Origin of the sequence: Sphingomonas aerolata (assembly GCF_023935825.1) — a bacterium.
Taxonomy (GTDB): Bacteria; Pseudomonadota; Alphaproteobacteria; order Sphingomonadales; family Sphingomonadaceae; genus Sphingomonas; species Sphingomonas aerolata.
Genome location: NZ_CP098762.1, coordinates 3,481,323 through 3,498,482, shown reverse-complemented (window position 1 = coordinate 3,498,482; position 17,160 = coordinate 3,481,323). Strand labels below are relative to the sequence as shown.

At 67.8% G+C, this 17,160-nt stretch carries 14 protein-coding genes; all 14 read left to right on the top strand.

Annotation, left to right across the window (positions count from 1 at the left end; genetic code table 11):
• Positions 1 to 50 precede the first annotated feature (50 nt).
• The 14 genes from tkt to NEF64_RS15970 all read left to right on the top strand — a co-directional run bounded on the left by tkt (position 51) and on the right by NEF64_RS15970 (position 17,055).
• Positions 51 to 2,144, top strand: a complete 2,094-nt coding sequence (gene tkt, locus NEF64_RS16035) for a transketolase (protein WP_252574136.1) — start codon at positions 51 to 53, stop codon at positions 2,142 to 2,144.
• Positions 2,144 to 3,268: a transaldolase gene (tal, locus tag NEF64_RS16030; RefSeq protein ID WP_056409179.1), complete on the top strand. Its 1,125-nt coding sequence runs from the start codon at positions 2,144 to 2,146 to the stop codon at positions 3,266 to 3,268. Before tkt ends, tal begins: the two co-directional genes overlap by 1 nt.
• Positions 3,269 to 3,415: 147 nt before the next feature.
• Positions 3,416 to 4,399 carry a phosphogluconate dehydrogenase (NAD(+)-dependent, decarboxylating) gene (gene gnd / locus NEF64_RS16025; RefSeq protein ID WP_056409181.1) on the top strand — a complete coding sequence of 328 codons (984 nt, stop codon included), beginning with the start codon at positions 3,416 to 3,418 and terminating at the stop codon, positions 4,397 to 4,399.
• Positions 4,396 to 5,205, top strand: coding sequence for a Cof-type HAD-IIB family hydrolase (locus NEF64_RS16020; protein ID WP_056409183.1), 810 nt, complete (start codon positions 4,396 to 4,398; stop codon positions 5,203 to 5,205). Before gnd ends, NEF64_RS16020 begins: the two co-directional genes overlap by 4 nt.
• Positions 5,202 to 5,945, top strand: coding sequence for an HAD-IIB family hydrolase (locus NEF64_RS16015; protein WP_056409185.1), 744 nt, complete (start codon positions 5,202 to 5,204; stop codon positions 5,943 to 5,945). Before NEF64_RS16020 ends, NEF64_RS16015 begins: the two co-directional genes overlap by 4 nt.
• 4 nt (positions 5,946 to 5,949) lie before the next feature.
• Positions 5,950 to 6,405 (top strand): GreA/GreB family elongation factor, encoded by a 456-nt coding sequence (locus NEF64_RS16010; protein WP_056409187.1) that lies wholly within the window; start codon positions 5,950 to 5,952, stop codon positions 6,403 to 6,405.
• Positions 6,405 to 6,587: a hypothetical protein gene (locus tag NEF64_RS16005; protein ID WP_031396458.1), complete on the top strand. Its 183-nt coding sequence runs from the start codon at positions 6,405 to 6,407 to the stop codon at positions 6,585 to 6,587. The genes NEF64_RS16010 and NEF64_RS16005 overlap by 1 nt, the downstream gene beginning before the upstream one ends.
• A 362-nt stretch (positions 6,588 to 6,949) precedes the next feature.
• Positions 6,950 to 8,122 carry a BaiN/RdsA family NAD(P)/FAD-dependent oxidoreductase gene (locus NEF64_RS16000; RefSeq protein WP_261362608.1) on the top strand — a complete coding sequence of 391 codons (1,173 nt, stop codon included), beginning with the start codon at positions 6,950 to 6,952 and terminating at the stop codon, positions 8,120 to 8,122.
• A 57-nt stretch (positions 8,123 to 8,179) separates the two neighbouring features.
• Positions 8,180 to 9,946, top strand: a complete 1,767-nt coding sequence (locus NEF64_RS15995; protein ID WP_056409192.1) for a DEAD/DEAH box helicase — start codon at positions 8,180 to 8,182, stop codon at positions 9,944 to 9,946.
• Positions 9,947 to 10,163: 217 nt separating this feature from the next.
• Positions 10,164 to 10,631: a YaiI/YqxD family protein gene (locus NEF64_RS15990; RefSeq protein WP_056409307.1), complete on the top strand. Its 468-nt coding sequence runs from the start codon at positions 10,164 to 10,166 to the stop codon at positions 10,629 to 10,631.
• Positions 10,632 to 10,678: 47 nt separating this feature from the next.
• Positions 10,679 to 13,945 (top strand): PAS domain-containing protein, encoded by a 3,267-nt coding sequence (locus tag NEF64_RS15985; protein WP_056409194.1) that lies wholly within the window; start codon positions 10,679 to 10,681, stop codon positions 13,943 to 13,945.
• Between the two features lie 100 nt (positions 13,946 to 14,045).
• The gene (locus tag NEF64_RS15980) at positions 14,046 to 15,344 is read left to right on the top strand and encodes an Hsp70 family protein (protein ID WP_056409196.1); all 1,299 of its coding nucleotides are present in this window, start codon (positions 14,046 to 14,048) and stop codon (positions 15,342 to 15,344) included.
• The gene (locus tag NEF64_RS15975) at positions 15,341 to 16,003 is read left to right on the top strand and encodes a spermidine synthase (RefSeq protein ID WP_056409309.1); all 663 of its coding nucleotides are present in this window, start codon (positions 15,341 to 15,343) and stop codon (positions 16,001 to 16,003) included. The genes NEF64_RS15980 and NEF64_RS15975 overlap by 4 nt, the downstream gene beginning before the upstream one ends.
• Positions 16,000 to 17,055: an AbrB family transcriptional regulator gene (locus tag NEF64_RS15970; RefSeq protein WP_056409198.1), complete on the top strand. Its 1,056-nt coding sequence runs from the start codon at positions 16,000 to 16,002 to the stop codon at positions 17,053 to 17,055. Before NEF64_RS15975 ends, NEF64_RS15970 begins: the two co-directional genes overlap by 4 nt.
• The last annotated feature ends 105 nt before the right edge of the window (positions 17,056 to 17,160 follow it).

Sequence of the window (17,160 nt, the reverse complement as noted above, 5' to 3'; positions counted from 1 at the left end):
CAGATCGGATGCGCGGCGTTCGGTCACCGTCTAGAGCGAGGCTTTCTTTCATGACCGATACCGCAACCGCCCCCACGATGAAGGCGGATCCGAACCTGCACGAGGACGGTTCGCCCGAGCGTCTGACGATCGATACGATCCGCACGCTGTCGATGGACGCGGTGCAGAAGGCCAATTCGGGCCATCCCGGCACGCCGATGGCGCTCGCGCCGGTCGGCTACACGCTCTGGTCGAAATTCCTGCGTTACGATCCCAAGCATGCCGACTGGCCCAATCGCGACCGGTTCGTCCTGTCGGTCGGCCATGCGTCGATGCTGCTCTATGCGCTGATCCACCTCGCCAAGATCGAAGAGATCAGCGCGGACGGTGAGAAGAGCGGCAAGGAGGCCGTCAGCCTCGAGGACATCCGGCAGTTCCGCCAGCTCTCGTCCAAGACCCCGGGCCACCCCGAATATCGCCACACCACGGGCGTCGAGACCACGACCGGGCCGCTCGGCCAGGGTTGCGGCAACTCGGTCGGCATGGCGATCGCCGAGCGCTGGCTCGCGGCGCGCTACAACAAGGACGGCTTCACGCTGTTCGACCATGACGTCTACACCATCTGTGGCGATGGCGACATGATGGAGGGCGTCTCCGCCGAGGCGGCGAGCATGGCCGGACATCTGAAGCTCAGCAATCTGTGCTGGATCTACGACAGCAACCACATCTCGATCGAGGGCGCGACCGATCTGGCGTTCGACGAGGATGTCGGCCTGCGCTTCGACGCCTATGGCTGGAACGTCATCCATATCGACGACGCCAACGACACCGCCGCGCTCAGCCGTGCGATCGAGACGTTCAAGGCGACCACCGACAAGCCGACCTTCATCGTCGTGCATTCGGTGATCGGTTACGGCAGCCCGAAGGCGGGCAGCGAGAAGGCGCATGGCGAGCCGCTCGGCGACGAGAATATCCGCCTCACCAAGCAGGCCTATGGCTGGCCCGAGGACAAGTCCTTCTACGTGCCGGACGGCGTGATCGAGCATTTCAACGGTGCGATCGCAGAGCGCGGCGCCAAGCTGCGCGACGAATGGGTCGCGCTGACCGACAAGTATAGTGACGCATATCCCGAGCTGTCGGCCGAGCTCGACCTGCTGCTCAAGGACGAGCTGCCCGAGGGCTGGGACGCGGACATTCCCGTGTTCGAGGCCGATCCCAAGGGTGTCGCCAGCCGTGATTCGGGCGGCAAGGTGCTCAACGCGATCGCCGCCAAGGTGCCGTGGCTGATCGGCGGTTCGGCCGATCTCGCGCCGTCGACCAAGACCGACATCAAGGGCCAGCCCTCGTTCGAGGCGAACAACTATGCCGGCCGCAACTTCCATTTCGGCATTCGCGAACATGGCATGGGCGCGATCGTCAACGGCATGGCGCTGTCGCATCTGCGCTCCTACGGCTCCACCTTCCTCGTCTTCGTCGATTACATGCGCGCACCGGTGCGGCTGTCGGCGATCATGGAAGTGGGCGCGGTCTGGGTGTTCACGCATGATTCGATTGGCGTCGGCGAGGACGGCCCGACGCACCAGCCGATCGAGCATCTGGCCACGCTGCGCGCGATCCCGGGTCTCGACACGATCCGTCCGAGCGACGCGAACGAAGTTGTCGCGGCGTGGAAGGCGGTCCTGAAGGACGCCAGCACGCCCGCCGCGCTGATCCTGTCGCGCCAGGCTTTGCCGACGCTGGACCGGACCAAATATGCGAGCGCGGACGGCGTTGCGCAGGGCGGGTATGTGCTCGCCGATTGTGACGGCACACCCGACGTGATCCTGATCGCGACGGGCAGCGAAGTGTCGCTCGCGGTCGACGCACATGAGAAGCTGGTCGCGGACGGCGTGAAGAGCCGGGTCGTGTCGATGCCGAGCTGGTATCGCTACGAACTGCAGGACGCCGCCTACAAGGAAAGCGTGTTGCCGCGGGGCGTGCGGGCACGCGTCGCGATCGAGATGGCCGGGTCGATCGGCTGGGACCGTTATGTCGGGCTCGACGGCGCGACCGTGACGATGTCGACCTTCGGTGCTTCGGCACCGCTCGCCAAACTGCAGGACAAGTTCGGGTTCACCGTCGACAATGTCGTCAAGGTTGCCCGCCAGGTTATGGAGACCAAGTGATGGGTGCGCTCAACGATCTCGAAGGCTTCGGCCAGGCGGTGTGGCTCGATTTCGTCGACCGGAAGTTCCTGGAGGCCGGTGGCCTTCAGAAGCTGGTCGACGCGGACGGGCTGACCGGTGTCACCTCCAACCCGTCGATCTTCGAAAAGGCGATGGGGCACGGCGAGGCCTATGACTCGACGCTCGCCAAGTTCGACAAGGAGAATCCCGGCGCGGCGACGATCGACCGCTACGAGCATCTCGCGATCCAGGACATCAAGGCGGCGGCGGAGACGCTGAAGCCCGTGTACGACAAGCTCGACGCGAAGGACGGCTATGTCAGCCTCGAAGTGTCGCCCTATATCTCGGACGATACCGACGCGACGATCGCCGAGGCCCGCAAGCTGTGGACGGCGGTCGACCGGCCGAACCTGATGATCAAGATCCCGGGAACGCTCGCGGGCGGCCCGGCGATCTCGACCGCGATCTCGGAAGGGATCAACGTCAACGTGACCTTGCTGTTCTCGATCGACGCCTATGTCCGCGTCGCCGAGGCCTATGCGGCAGGTCTCGAGAAGCGCGTTGCCGAGGGCAAGCCGATCGACCGGATCGCCAGCGTCGCGAGCTTCTTCGTCAGCCGGATCGATACGATGATCGACAAGCAGATCGATGCACGGCTCGAAAAGGGTGATGCCGAGGCCGAGGCGCTGAAGGCAGTGCGCGGCAAGGTCGCGATCGCCAATGCGAAGATGGCGTATCAATGGTATCTCGAGTTCCTGAAGTCGGACCGCTGGCAGGCACTCGCCGCCAAGGGCGCACAGCCGCAGCGGCTGTTGTGGGCGTCGACCGGGGTCAAGGATCCGAGCTATCCCGACACGCTCTACATCGACACGCTGATCGGCCGTGACACGGTCAACACGATGCCGCCAAAGACGATGGACGCGTTTCGCGACCATGGCACCGCGGCGGAGACGATCACCGCGGATGTCGACGGCGCGAAGCATGTGCTGGCGGAAGCCGAGCGGCTGGGCCTCGACCTGACCGGCGTGACCGGCACGCTGGTCGAAGAGGGCGTCGCCTCGTTCGTGAAGGCGTTCGACGATCTGCTCGGGTCGATCGCGAAGAAGCAGCCGGCGACGGCGTAAGACACGTTCCCGCTCGTGCCGAGTAGGGATCGAGCGAAGCCGAGAGACCGTATCGAGATACATGTCCCTCGATACGTCGTCTCGACACGCTCGACGTCTACTCGGGACGAACGGCAGGTATTTTCCAGCGAAAGCGCGGAGTGAATCATGAAGATCGGACTGATCGGCCTCGGCCGGATGGGCGGCAATATCGCGCGCCGGTTGATGAAGAACGGCCATGAGGTCGTCGCGTTCGACCGCGATGCGGAGGCGGTGAAGAAGCTCGCGGCGGATGGTGCGATCGGCGCGGACTCGCTCGACGACATGCGTGGGAAGCTCGACACGCCCGCGATCTGGTGGGTGATGGTGCCCGCCGGCGAGCCGACCGAGCAGACCGTACAGGCGATCGCCGAAAAGGCCGCCGAGGGCGACATCATCATCGATGGCGGCAACAGCTTCTACAAGGACGACGTCCGCCGTGCGAAGGACCTCGCCGAAAAGGGCATCCGCTATGTCGACGTCGGCACGTCGGGCGGCGTCTGGGGCCTTGAGCGCGGCTATTGCATGATGATCGGCGGCGAGACGGAGACGGTCGATTATCTCGATCCGATCTTCGACACGCTGGCACCGGGCATGGGCGAGATCGTCCGCACGCCGGGCCGCATCGAGGGGCAGGCCGATCCGCGTGCGGAAAAGGGCTATATCCACGCCGGCCCTCCGGGTGCCGGGCACTTCGTCAAGATGGTCCATAACGGCATCGAATACGGCCTGATGCAGGCCTATGCCGAGGGCTTCGACATCCTCAAGGGCAAGTCGGGCGAGCATGTCGCGGAGGACCAGCGTTTCGACATCAACCTGACCGACGTCGCCGAAGTGTGGCGTCGCGGTAGCGTGATCTCGTCGTGGCTGCTCGACCTGTCGGCGATCGCGCTCGCCAAGGACGGCACGCTCGAAGGGTTCAGCGGCAGCGTCGCGGATTCGGGCGAGGGCCAGTGGACGATCGACGCGGCGATGGAAGAGAAGGTGCCGGCCAACGTGCTGAGCGCCGCGCTCTACGCACGCTATCGCAGCCGGGTCGACCACACGTTCGGCGACAAGCTGTTGTCGGCGATGCGCTTCGGCTTCGGCGGGCATGTCGAGATGCCCCAGTGAATATCAAGCTGCTCGTGTCCGACGTCGACGGCACGCTCGTCGACAAGGACAAGAAGGTCGCACCCGCGACCGTCGATGCGGTCAAACGGCTGAAGGCGGCGGGCCTGGGCTTCACGATCATCAGCGCGCGGCCGCGATCGGGGATGATGCCGATCGCCGAACTGCTCGGCATCGACGAGCCGATGGGCGCGTTCAACGGTGGGATCGTGTTCAAGCGCGACGGGACGGTGATCGAGCATCACATGGTCGATGTCGACGTCGTGCGCGGCGCGATGGACATCATCGGTGACGCCCCCGTCGATACCTGGATCTTCGCCGACGACGTCTGGTACGCCAGCACCGACCAGGGCGGGCATGTCGACAGCGAGCGCAAGGCCTCGGCGCAGGATCCGGTGATCGTCGCCGACTTCACCGACCTGCTGGGCAAGGCCGACAAGGTGACGTTCGTCAGCGACGACGAGGATCTGCTGCGCGACCTGCACGCCAAGGTCGCGGCGAAGTTCGACGCGCAGGCGACGATCGTCCAGAGCCAGACCTATTATCTCGACATCACGCCCGTGGCGGGCAACAAGGGCAGCGGGATCGAGGAACTCGCGGACGCGTTCGGCATCAGCCTGACGCAGACCGCGGCGATCGGCGACCAGGCGAACGACATCGCGATGCTCAAGCGGGCCAGGCTGGCGATCGCGATGGGCAATGCGCCGCAAAATGTCCGTGACGTCGCGCACGAGATTACCACCGCGAACGATGCCGATGGCGTCGCGCACGCGATCGACACATTTATCCTGACTGGAGTTTCCGCATGAAAGAGTTGGTTGCCTTTGACCTCGACGGAACGCTGGCCGAAAGCAAGCAGCCCTTGCAGGAGCCGATGGGCGAGGCGCTCGCCGACCTGCTCGACGTCGCGCATGTCGCGGTGATCTCGGGTGGTGACTGGCCGCAGTTCGAAAAGCAGGTCGCGAGCCGTCTGCCCGAGCGCGCCGACCGCACCAAGCTGTGGCTGATGCCGACGACCGGCACCAAGCTGTACCGGTTCGACGACGCCTGGCGTGCGGTCTATGCCGAGCTGTTCGAGGAACACGAGAAGCAGAAGATCCTCAAGGCATTCGACGAGTCGCTCGAGGCGACCGGGTTCGTCCCCGAGCAGACCTGGGGCGAGCGGATCGAGGATCGCGGGAGCCAGATCACCTTCTCCGCGCTCGGCCAGGAAGCGCCGATCGATGCCAAGCACAGCTGGGATCCCGACTTCGCCAAGCGCAAGGTGATCCAGGCCGATCTGCGCCAGCGTCTGCCGGGTCTGTCGATCAACATGGGCGGCGCGACCTCGATCGACATCACGCGCGAGGGTGTCGACAAGGCGTACGGCCTGAAGAAGCTCAACGAAGCGAGCGGCATCGCGCTCGACAAGATGATGTTCATCGGCGACGCGATCTTCCCGGGCGGCAACGACTATCCGGCCGAGCAGCTCGGGCTCGACGTCGTGAAGGTGAAGAATGTCGACGGCACGCTGGCGGCGATCGCCGGGATCGTCGCATGTCTGAAGTAAGCGCATGAGCGTCGCGTTTCGCCGTGAAAGCGACGAGGAACATCTCGAGCCGAAGTTCGAACAGCCGATCGCGCCGGGGCCCAATCTGGTCACGGCGCGCGGCCTTGCGCTGATCGGCGAGCGCGTCGAGACGATCGAGGCGGCGGTGGCGGCCGAGACGGACGAGGAAGCACGCAAGGTCCTGCTGCGCGACCTGCGCTACTGGCATACGCGCCAGACGACTGCCGAGCTCGCGCCGGAGCCCGAAGAGGGTGAGGTCGGGATCGGATCATCGGTGCGCGTGCGGATGAATGGCGCGGAACGGACGATTGCAATCGTCGGCGGCGACGAGGCGGAGCCGGGCGAGGATCGCCTCGCCTTCTCCGCCCCGCTCGCGCGCGCGCTGATGGGCGCCGCGGTGGGCGAGACGGTGGCGTTTGCCGGCAAGGCGGATGCGATCGAGATAATGGAGATCGCATAATGGCCGAGGCAAAATTCGAACGGCATCGCCAGCCCTGGACCCAGGACGAGATCCAGAAGCTGCACACGCTCGCCAAGAAGGGCATGGCGCTGAAGGCGATCGCCAAGGCGCTGACGCGGAGCGAGGAATCGGTGAAGACGCGCGCGAAGGAAGATTCGCTGAATATCGCGAAGCTGCGGTAGCCGCTCGTCGTCCTGGACGTGATCCAGGATCCAGAGCAGCTGGCGTCGCCGCTTGTGGCTCTGGATCCTGACTTTCGTCAGGATGACGATTCTAGAATTCACCACCCCGGCGGAGGCCGGGGTCCAGTTGGAGAGGTGGGGGTAACGGCGCGCGACGTGCGTCATTGCCGTCCCCCAACTGGGCCCCGGCCTTCGCCGGGGTGGTGCTTTTGTTAGGAGCCGGTGGCGCCTATATGGGCGATCCCGAACGCGCTGAATCCGGCCTTGTTCTCCCGCGAAGGCGGGAGCCCAGCCTGGGTCCCGCCTTCGCAGGGAAACACCTTTGACCAGCGGCCCGCACCCCGCGCCGCACGGAGCGAACCTTGTCCGATTACGACGCGATCATCCTCGGGGCGGGCGCCGCCGGGCTCATGTGCGCCGCGGTCGCGGGCCAGCGCGGGCGGCGGATCCTGCTCGTCGATCATGCCGAGCAGGCGGGGAAGAAGATCCTGATCTCGGGCGGCGGGCGGTGCAATTTCACCAACATGCACACCGCCGCCGACCGCTATATCTCCGCCAATCCGCATTTCGCCAAGTCCGCGCTCGGCCGCTACACCGCGCAGGATTTCCTCGCGCTCGTCGAGAGCTACGGGATCGCGTGGCACGAAAAGACGCTGGGGCAGCTGTTCTGCGACGGCTCGGCGAAGCAGATCGTCGAGATGCTGCTCGACGAATGCGACAAGGGGCGGGTCGACCTGTCGCTGGGACGCGGCGTCACCGCGGTCGAGCAGGGTGACGGCGGCTACCGCGTCGCGATCGACGGCCGCGCGGTCACCGCGCCCGCGCTGGTGATCGCGACCGGTGGGCCGTCGATCCCGAAAATGGGCGCGACCGGCTTTGCCTATGATCTGGCGCGGCAATTCGGGTTGAAGGTGGTCGAGCCGCGGCCCGCGCTCGTCCCGCTGACGCTCGGCGGCGACGAGATCCTGTTCCGCGAATTGTCGGGCGTCGCCGCCGACGTCGTTGCGACGGCCGGCAAGACCGCGTTTCGCGAGGCGGCGCTGTTCACGCATCGCGGACTGTCGGGCCCGGCGATCCTGCAGGCCTCGTCCTATTGGCGGCACGGTCAGCCGGTGGGCATCGATTTCGTTCCCGACCGCGACTCCGGCTGGCTCCCCGCGGCCAAGCGCACCACGCCGCGCACGACGCTGCGCAAGCTGCTCGGGGGGACGTTGCCCGACCGACTCGCCGAGACGCTGAGCGAGCGGCTGGGGATGACGGGGGAGATTTCCACGCTCACCGATCGCCGGCTGCAGGACGCGGAGCGTGCGCTAAGCCATTGGCAATTCACGCCAAATGGCAGCGAAGGCTATGCCAAGGCGGAGGTGACGGCGGGCGGAATCAGCACTGCTGAGCTTTCTTCACAAACAATGGAAGCCAAACGCGTAAAAAACCTGTATGCGGTCGGCGAAGCGGTCGATGTCACAGGGTGGCTCGGCGGCTACAACTTCCAATGGGCATGGGCGAGCGGGTGGGCCGCGGGCCAAGTCCTGTAGGGACCACCACGCCAGTGCTTTGCCGTAGCGTCAAGCCGGCCACCAATTAGGACGTACATGCCTTTTTCAAATATTCCGTCGCTTCTTTCCGAAGCGCTCGCCGCGCGTGGCTATACCGCGCTCACCCCCGTCCAGGCGCATGTGATCGAAGAGAACGCGGTCGGTCGCGATCTCGTCGTGTCGGCACAGACCGGCTCGGGCAAGACCGTCGCGTTCGGCCTGGCGATGGCCGGCGAACTGCTCGGTGAAGCAGGTGAGGACGGCGTCCAGCGCCTGCCGGCCCCGCACAAGCCGCTCGTGCTCTGCATCGCCCCGACGCGCGAACTCGCGCTGCAGGTCAGCCGCGAGCTGATGTGGCTCTATGCCAAGGCGGGTGCGCGCATCTCGACCTGCGTCGGCGGCATGGACGCGTCGAAGGAGCGTCGCAGCCTCGCACACGGCGCGCATATCGTCGTCGGCACGCCCGGCCGTCTGCGCGACCATCTCGAGCGCGGCGCGCTTGACCTGTCGGCCCTGAAGGTCGCGGTGCTCGACGAGGCCGACGAGATGCTCGACATGGGTTTCCGCGAAGACCTCGAGCAGATCCTCGACGCGTCGCCCGAGCAGCGCCGGACGCTGCTGTTCTCGGCCACGATGCCGCGGCCGATCGTCGCGCTCGCCAAGCGCTACCAGCGCGACGCGGTGCGGATCTCGACCGTCGGTGAGGATCGCGGTCATGGCGACATCTCGTACCAGGCCGTCACGGTCTCGCCGTCCGAGATCGAGCATGCGGTGATCAACCTGCTGCGCTTCCACGAAGCGGAGACGGCGATGCTGTTCTGCGCGACGCGCGATAACGTGCGCCATCTGCATGCGAGCCTCGTCGAGCGCGGTTTCGCCGCGGTAGCGCTGTCGGGCGAGCATTCGCAGAACGAGCGTAACGCCGCGCTTCAGGCACTGCGTGACCGTCGTGCGCGTGTCTGCGTCGCGACCGACGTCGCCGCGCGCGGCATCGATCTGCCGACGCTCAGCCTCGTCGTGCACGTCGAGCTGCCGCGCGATGCCGAGACGCTCCAGCATCGCTCGGGTCGTACCGGTCGTGCGGGCAAGAAGGGCACCGCCGTGCTGATCGTGCCGTTCCCGCGTCGCCGTCGCGTCGACATGATGCTGAAAGGTGCGAAGATCAACGCGGAGTGGGTCAACGCCCCGACCGCCGAGGACATCCGCAAGAACGATCATGAGCGGCTGATCACGATGCTGATGCAGCCGGTCGAGGTCGAGGACGAGGATCGCGAGCTCGCGACCCGCCTGATGGCCGAGAAGACCCCTGAGGATATTGCCGCGGCGCTGGTCCACATGCACCGCGCGACGATGCCGCAGGCCGAGGATCTGATCGACCAGAGCAAGCAGTCGGTCAGCGACGATCGTTCGCAGGGGCCGCGCGCCGGGTTCGAGGACACCGTCTGGTTCCGCATGGACATCGGTCGTCGCCAGAACGCCGATCCGCGCTGGATCCTGCCGCTGATCTGCCGTCGCGGGCACATCACCAAGTCCGAGATCGGTGCGATCCGCATCGGCCCGAACGAGACCGCGTTCGAGATCCCGCGCGCCGTCGCGTCGCGCTTCTCGGCGGCGATCCAGCGCACCGCGCAGGCGGGCGAAGAGGAGAGCGGCGTCGCGATCGAGGCGATGCAGGGCGCGCCCGAGAGCACCGCACGCCATGCCGGCGGCGGTGGCCGCAGCAACGCGGGCGCCCCGCGCTCGACGCTGCACCGCGCGGCCCCGCGTGGCGGTCCGGCCCCGGCGCGCAAGGCGCCGTATCGCGGCAATCGCGAGCGTAGCTGAACCTGCCGCTTTCCTTTCGTGCTGAGCGAAGTCGAAGCACCCCGGCTTGGGGCATGCCCTTCGACTTCGCTCAGGGCGAACGGGGTGAGGGCGCCGGCCGCCTCCAGCCCCGTCATCCTGACGAAAGTCAGGATCCAGAGCCGCGGACGCCGTCCTGCTTGATCCTGGATCCTGACTTTCGTCAGGATGACGGGAGGGGTAGGGGCGGAAAATGACCATGACCGACACGCCACCCTCGCTCCGCATCCTCGTCGACGCCGATGCGTGTCCCGTCAAAGACGAGATCTACAAGGTCGCGTGGCGGCACGAGGTGCCCGTCACCATCGTCGCGAACAGCCATTTTCGGATACCCGTCCACCCGCTGGTCAACCGCGTCGTGGTCAGCGACGGGTTCGACGCCGCCGACGACTGGATCGCCGAGCAGTCCGATGCGAAGGCGGTGGTGATCACCGCGGACATCCTGCTCGCCGATCGCTGCGTGAAAGCGGGGGCGACCGTGCTTGCCAACACCGGCAAGCCGTTCACCACCAGCTCGATCGGCGGTGCGATCGCGACGCGCGCGATCATGGCCGATCTGCGCGCGGGCGGCGACGTGATCGGTGGCCCTGCACCCTTCGCCAAGGCGGACCGGTCGCGCTTCCTGTCCGCGCTCGACGCTGCGCTGGTCCGGCTGAAGCGCGGCTGAGCCACGCATGGCTCGACTTCCCCGGTCTCTCCGGGCACACATAGGTTATGCGTCCCCCTCTGCTCGATCGTGATGAACTGCTCGCGCGACAGGCGTTCCAGCTCGCGCTGGTCGACCTGTTCCGCACGATGGCGCGGCCCGACGACATCATGGCGGCGGCCGCCGCGGCGCTGGGCTCGCATCTCGACGTCGCGCGCTGCGGCTATTACGAGGTGTCGGCGGACGGCGCGATGACCCAGGGCGTCAGCGACTGGTCGAACGGGACGCTGCCCGGCCTCGCCGCGACGCCAGACGGAGACGGGGACGGGGACGCGGCGCTGGGCGCGGGCGTGATCACCGATCTGCGGCGCGGGCACACGGTGATCGTCGACGATTGCGCGACCGACGCACGCGCGCGTGATCCCGCGACCGCGCGGTGCTGGGCGCAGGCCGGCGTCGGCGCACTGATCGCCGCGCCGCTGCTCCGCGACGGGCGGCTGGCGGCGGTCCTGTACCTGCACGAGGCCACGCCGCGCGACTGGACCAGGGCGGATATCGCGCTGGTCGAGGACGTCGCGCTGCGCACCTCGGACGCGGTCGACCGGGTGCGCGGTGAGATCGCGGTGAAGGCGAGCGAGGCACGCTATCGCTCTCTGTTCGAATCGATCGATGCGGGGTTCTGCGTGATCGAGGTGCTGTTCGCCGACGGTGCGCCGTACGACTATCGCTTCCTCGAGGTGAACCGGGCGTTCGCGCGCAACACCGGGCTCGACGACATGATCGGGCGGACGATGCGCGACGTCGCGCCCGACATGGAACAGCGCTGGTTCGACCTGTACGGCCATGTCGCGACGACCGGCGAGCCGCTGCGGTTCGAGGATCCCGCCTCCGCGCTGCAGGATCGCTGGTTCGAGGTCTATGCCTACCGCGTCGATGCGCCCGAGCTGCATCATGTCGCGGTGCTGTTCAACGACATCAGCGAGCGCCGCCGCAACGAGGTCGCGCTGTCCGAAAGCCGTGAGGAGCTGGAACTGGCGACGCGGGTCGCGCGGCTGGGGCGGTTCGACTATCGACCGGCGGACGGCATGCTGCGCTGGGACGACCGGTGCCGCGCGCTGTTCGGGATCCCGGCGGGCGCGCCGGTCGAGTACGAGTCCGCCTTCCTCGCCAATCTCCACCCCGACGACCGCGCGGCCGCCGATGCGCAAGTCGCCGCCGCGCTTGATCCGCGGGGCACGCGGATGTTCGATTCGGAATATCGCACGATCGGCCAGAGCGACGGCGTCGAGCGCCATATCGTCGCGCACGGCATCGCGTTCTTCGATGGCGATATCCCGATCCGGCTGGTCGGGACGGTCGTCGACATGAGCGACGATCGCCGCGCACAGGCGGCGCTACGCGAGACGAGCGAGCGGCTGCGGCTGGCCAGCCGCGCGACCAACGACGCGATCTGGGACTGGGACCTGCGGAGCAATTCGGTGCTGTGGAACGAGGCGCTGACGCGCGCCTATGGCCATGTCCTGCCCGATGCGAAGTCGACCGGCGACTGGTGGCTGGACCAAGTCCATCCGGAGGACCGCGCGCGGATCCATGCGAGCATCGATGCGGTGATTTACGGGCAGGACAGCGACTGGACCGATGAATACCGCTTCGCCTGCGCCGACGGCCGCTATGCCGATGTGCTCGACCGCGGCTACGTCATCCGCGACGAGGACGGCGCGCCGACGCGGATGATCGGCGCGATCCTCGACCAGTCGACGCGCAAGGCGGCGGAGCGCCAGCTGCGCGCGATCAACGAGGGACTGGCCGAAGCCGTCGAGGTGTCGACCGCCGACCGCGACCGGTTGTGGGAATTGTCGTCCGACATCATGCTGCGCGCCGAGTTCGACGGCACGATCGTCGCCGCCAATCCCGCCTGGACCGACATGCTGGGCTGGTCGATGGACGAGATCGTCGGACGCCAGCTCTTCTCGCTGCTCCACCCCGACGACGTCGCGCATACCGGCCTGGCCGCGGCGGGGATCGCCCGCGGCGAGGCGGTCGCGCGGATCGACAATCGCTATGCCCACAAGGATGGCAGCTATCGCTGGATCAGCTGGGCGGCGCGGCCGGGCGACGGGCTGATCAACGCGGTCGGGCGCGACGTCACTGCGGACAAGGAGCGCGAGGCACAGCTCGCGCGCGCCGAGGATGCGCTGCGCCAGGCGCAGAAGATGGAGGCGGTCGGCCAGCTGACCGGCGGTATCGCGCATGATTTCAACAACATGCTGACCGGTATCCTGGGCGGGCTCGACATGGTCCGGCGCAACGTGCCCGAACCGCGCCCGGACAAGGTCGACCGCTATCTGGAGGCGGCGACGGTCTCCGCGCAGCGCGCCGCGGGCCTGACGCAGCGGCTGCTCGCCTTTTCGCGGCGCCAGTCGCTCGACGTGAAGGCGACCGATGTCGACCGGCTGATCGCCGACATGGAGGATCTGCTCGCACGGACGCTCGGCGAGAATGCGCGGCTCGAGATCCGGCGGCAGGACGCGACCTGGCCGGTGACGACGGATGCCAACCAGCTCGAAAGCGCGCTGCTCAACCTCGCGATCAACGCGCGCGACGCGATGCCCGAGGGCGGGCGGCTGACGATCGAGACCGAGAACACGCATCTCGACGCGCACTATACCGAGGCGATCGGCGATCTCGCGCCCGGCGACTATGTCGCGATCGGCGTCAGCGACACCGGCACGGGCATGTCGAAGGCGGTGATCGAGAAGGCGTTCGACCCGTTCTTCACGACCAAGCCGATCGGGCAGGGCACCGGGCTCGGCCTGTCGATGATCTATGGCTTTGCGCGCCAGTCGGGCGGGCATGTCCGGATCTATTCGGAGGAGGGCGAGGGCACGACGGTCAAGCTGTACTTGCCGCGCTTCCACGGCACCGCCGCGGTCAGCGTGCCGACCGCGGACCGCGACCTGCCGCGCGCGGACGGCGAATGCGTGCTGGTGGTCGAGGACGATGTCGCAGTGCGGATGCTGATCGTCGATATCCTCGGCAGCCTCGGCTATGGCGTGATGGAGGCGGGCGACGCGCACGCGGCGATCCCGATCCTCGAAAGCGAGCGGCGGATCGACCTGCTGGTCAGCGATGTCGGCCTGCCCGGGATGGACGGGCGCCAGTTGGCCGAGGTCGCGCGGCGGCATCGGCCCGATCTGCGGATCCTGTTCGTCACCGGCTATGCCGAAAAGGCGGCGGTGCGCGGCGAGTTTCTGGGTGCGGGGATGGAGATGATCACCAAGCCGTTCGCGCTCGACGTGCTCGCCGAACGGATCCGCGAGATGGTCGCGCGCTGACCCCGGGCGAGCGCGAAGACGCGCTGCGCGTGACTTTACCGGTTGCCATCCCGGGGCCCCGGTCGGCATAGGCAGGCGCCACCCGCTCCCGGAGACCTTCATGCAAACGCCAGCCGCGAGTCCCGCCCTGGGGCTCGACTTCGGCACGACCAACAGCGTCGTGGCGCTCGGGACGCCCGGGGGCACGCCCGAACTCGTGACCTTCGCCGCCCCCGCCGAGACCAGCCCGGTGTTCCGCTCCGCGCTCTGCTTCTGGCAGGACGACAGCGGCAAGGGGCTCGCGGTCGATGCGGGGCCGTGGGCGATCGCGGAATATATGGAATATCCGCTCGACAGCCGGTTCATTCAGTCGTTCAAGTCGGTCGCGGCGATGAAGACGTTCGAGCAGGCCTCGGTCTTCGACAAGCGCTATCGCTTCGAGGAAATGGGCAAGCTGTTCCTCGACAAGCTGATCGCGCATGCGGGCGGCAAGCTCGACACGCGGCCGCAGCGGATCGTGGTCGGGCGGCCGGTCGAATATGCCGGCGCGCGGCCCGACGAGGCGCTGGCGCGGACGCGCTACGACGCGATGTTCAAGGGCTTCGGCGCGGAGATCCATTATGTCTACGAACCGCTCGGCGCTGCGTACAGCTATGCGACGCGGCTGACCGAGCCGGCGACGATCCTGGTCGCGGATTTCGGTGGCGGCACGAGCGACTTCTCGGTTGTGCGCGTCGCCGAGCCGGGCGCGGCGCGACGCTGTACGCCGCTCGGCCATGCGGGCATCGGCATTGCGGGCGACCGGTTCGACTACCGCATCCTCGACCGGCTGGTGCTGCCGATGCTGGGCAAGGGCGGCGCGTACAGGTCGTTCGGCAAGGAGCTCGAGATCCCGCGCGCCTATTTCGCAGATTTCGCCGACTGGTCCAGGCTCGCGCTGATGCGCAACCGCAAGACGATGACCGAGCTCGAGCGGTTGCAGAAGACCGCGATCGACCCGGATGCGATCGGGCGGATGATCGCGGTGATCGAGAACGAGCTCGGCTATCCGCTGTACGACGCGGTCGGCACGCTGAAACGGGCCTTGTCGCAGGGCGAGGACGCGCATTTCCACTTTGCGGGCGCGGGGCTGGAGATCGAGGCGGAGGTGACGCGCGCGCGGTTCGAGGGCTGGATCGCCGACGATGTCGCGCGGATCGAGGCGACGGTCGACAGCGCGCTGGCCGCGGCGAAGGTCGGCGGCGGCGATATCGACCGCGTGTTCCTGACCGGCGGGTCGTCGCTGATCCCGCGGGTGCGGCAGATCTTCGTCGAGCGGTTCGGCGAGGCGGCGATCATGAGCGGCGGCGAGCTGACCTCGATCGCGCACGGCCTCGCGCTGATTGGCGAGCAGGACGACATCGCGGCGTGGTCTGCGTGATCCCGCGGGTTCTTCTCGGGACGGCGCAGGTGCCGGGGGGCGGCGAGTTGCGGCTGCTCCAGCGCGGCGCGGAATTCTCGATCATGCTCGGCGCGAACGAGCTGATGAACAGCCGGCTGAGCGGGTCCGAAGAGGCGCTGGCCGAGCAGGCGTGCGAACGGATCGGCGCGCGGCCGGGCGTGCGGATGCTGATCGGCGGGCTCGGCATGGGCTTCACGCTGCGCGCAGCACTCGCGCGGCTGGGGCCCGATGCCGAGGTGGCGGTCGCCGAGATCGTGCCCGCGGTGGTCGAATGGGCGCGCGGGCAGATGGCGGCGCTGCACGGCGACAGCCTGACCGACCCGCGGACTCGGATCTTCGAGGGTGACGTGGCGGCGGCGATCGCGGACGGGGAGTGGGACGCGATCCTGCTCGACGTCGACAATGGCCCCGACGGGATTTCGCGGCCGGGCAACGACCGGCTCTACGGCGCTTCGGGGCTCGCGCGGGCGCGCGCGGCGCTGCGGCCGGGCGGGGTGCTCGCGGTGTGGTCGTCGGCGCCGAGCAAGCCGTTCGCCAGGCGGCTCGACGAGGCGGGGTTCGCGGTCGACGAGGTCGTCGCGCGCGCGACGCGCAAGGGCGGGGCGCGTCACGTGATCTGGTTCGCGACCAAGGCATGATCTGGCGCTGGGCTCTGCTGGTCGCGCTGTCGGCGCTGGTGGCGGGGGCGCTGGAATGGATCGGACTGCCCGCCGGACTGTTGCTCGGACCGATGATCGCGGCGGTCGTGCTCGCGGTGCGCGGCTGGTCGCTGGGGGTGCCGATCCTCGCCTTTCGCGGCGCACAGGCGGCGGTGGGGACGCTGATCGCGGGGTCGATCACCACCGGCATCGTCGCGACCGTCGCGCAGCACTGGCCGGTGTTCCTCGCGGTCAATGTCGCGACGCTCGCGGCCAGCAGTGTGCTCGGCTATCTGCTCAGCCGCTGGCAGGTGCTGCCGGGGACGGTCGCGGTATGGGGTTCGACGCCGGGGGCGGCGAGCGCGATGGTGCTGATGGCACAGGCCTATGGCGCGGATTCGCGGCTGGTCGCGGTGATGACCTATACGCGCGTCGTGTGCGTCGCGGTCGTTGCCTCGGTGCTGGCGGCGGTGATGGTCGGCGGCGGCAGCGGGCACCATCCGGCCGCGGCGTGGTTCGTGGGCGTCGATCCGGTTGCGGTGCTGCGGACGGTGGCGATCGCGGGCGTGGGCGCGATTCTTGGCGTCAAGCTGCGCCTGCCCGCGGGCGCGTTGCTCGGACCGCTCGTGCTGGGTGGGGTGCTCAACGTCACCGGGATCGCGCAGCCGGTGCTGCCGCAATGGCTGCTCGCGATCAGCTATGCGGTGGTCGGGTGGAAGATCGGACTGTCGTTTACGCGCGATACGCTCCGGGTCGCCGGCAAGGCGATGCCGCGGATCCTGCTGTCGGTCGGGCTGCTGATCGCGTTCTGTGGCGGGATCGCGGCGGCGCTGACACGCTGGGCGGGGATCGACCCGGTCACCGCCTATCTCGCGTCGAGCCCCGGCGGGATGGATTCGGTCGCGATCATCGCCGCGTCGAGCCCGGTTGACGTGCCGTTCGTGATGGCGTTGCAGGTGATGCGGTTCCTGGGCGTCTTGCTGATCGGACCGCCGCTCGCGCGGTTCGTCGCGACGCGGCAGGGCGGGGTGCCGCCGGTCATTCCGACCTGACACGCCGTACCCGCGTACCGAACCCCCGTCCGTTCGTGCTGAGCGAAGTCGAAGCACCTGCGCGCGCGACCTGCCCTTCGACTTCGCTCAGGGCGAACGGGGTTG

Bases quoted from the DNA above. Each gene is read 5' to 3' on its own strand.
- tkt (WP_252574136.1), top strand. From the start codon at position 51: ATGACCGATACCGCAACCGCCCCCACGATGAAGGCGGATCCGAACCTG.
- tal (WP_056409179.1), top strand. From the start codon at position 2,144: ATGGGTGCGCTCAACGATCTCGAAGGCTTCGGCCAGGCGGTGTGGCTC.
- gnd (WP_056409181.1), top strand. From the start codon at position 3,416: ATGAAGATCGGACTGATCGGCCTCGGCCGGATGGGCGGCAATATCGCG.
- NEF64_RS16015 (WP_056409185.1), top strand. From the start codon at position 5,202: ATGAAAGAGTTGGTTGCCTTTGACCTCGACGGAACGCTGGCCGAAAGC.
- NEF64_RS16010 (WP_056409187.1), top strand. From the start codon at position 5,950: ATGAGCGTCGCGTTTCGCCGTGAAAGCGACGAGGAACATCTCGAGCCG.
- NEF64_RS16005 (WP_031396458.1), top strand. From the start codon at position 6,405: ATGGCCGAGGCAAAATTCGAACGGCATCGCCAGCCCTGGACCCAGGAC.
- NEF64_RS15995 (WP_056409192.1), top strand. From the start codon at position 8,180: ATGCCTTTTTCAAATATTCCGTCGCTTCTTTCCGAAGCGCTCGCCGCG.
- NEF64_RS15990 (WP_056409307.1), top strand. From the start codon at position 10,164: ATGACCGACACGCCACCCTCGCTCCGCATCCTCGTCGACGCCGATGCG.
- NEF64_RS15985 (WP_056409194.1), top strand. From the start codon at position 10,679: ATGCGTCCCCCTCTGCTCGATCGTGATGAACTGCTCGCGCGACAGGCG.
- NEF64_RS15980 (WP_056409196.1), top strand. From the start codon at position 14,046: ATGCAAACGCCAGCCGCGAGTCCCGCCCTGGGGCTCGACTTCGGCACG.
- NEF64_RS15970 (WP_056409198.1), top strand. From the start codon at position 16,000: ATGATCTGGCGCTGGGCTCTGCTGGTCGCGCTGTCGGCGCTGGTGGCG.